Origin of the sequence: Acinetobacter sp. UBA6720, from assembly GCF_002454215.1 — a bacterium.
GTDB lineage: Bacteria > Pseudomonadota > Gammaproteobacteria > Pseudomonadales > Moraxellaceae > Acinetobacter.
Genome location: NZ_DKIK01000020.1, coordinates 1 through 613, shown reverse-complemented (window position 1 = coordinate 613; position 613 = coordinate 1). Strand labels below are relative to the sequence as shown.

The window sequence follows — 613 nt, the reverse complement described above, 5'->3', positions numbered from 1 at the left end:
TTTTGTGCTTCATAACGCATGGTAATTGATGTACCCACCAAATCGCTGAACTTATACGCAACTGCTGAAGTGAGGCTATAAATATCATCTTGATTCGTGAATTCATCATTGCCAGTCGCAATAATCGCTTCTGCTAACAATGCCATTGTTAAACGATCATCTTTTAAATTAATCGCCTTTTTCAAACCAATACTGACATCACCCAAACCGTTGGTTTCTTTCTTGGTGCCAGCATGTTTATATTGCTGCCAAACAGGGCCTTGCCAACCCAGTTGCAGTTCTAGACCATCAGCTAAACCTGTGCGTAAAAGCATGTCACCGTTCAATGTAAGCGTTTTATCTTTTACGCCATCGACGATCCCTTCTTGATAGCTTACGCTCGGTAGTCCTTGCTCCCACGCCAAGTGACCTACAGGTGTAATACCCGTACCTATACCTGAGCCTGGACGGTCAAAAGAAAATTCTGCTGCAAATGTTGCAGTTGTCATGATTGATGCAGCAATCAAGCCTAATACTTGAAACTTTTTCATTGTTCTCCCCTTTATATCTTGTTGGCTAGACTTATGCCGTTAGCTCTTTTGACATTTTCGCGCCATGTTTGCGTAATAATTCG

At 42.1% G+C, this 613-nt stretch carries 1 protein-coding gene; it reads right to left on the bottom strand.

From position 1 onward, the window contains the following. Positions 1–530, bottom strand: a 530-nt coding sequence (locus tag B4F08_RS02130; RefSeq protein ID WP_291372838.1) for a transporter, incomplete at its 3' end; no start/stop codon positions are given. Between the last annotated feature and the right edge of the window lie 83 nt (positions 531–613).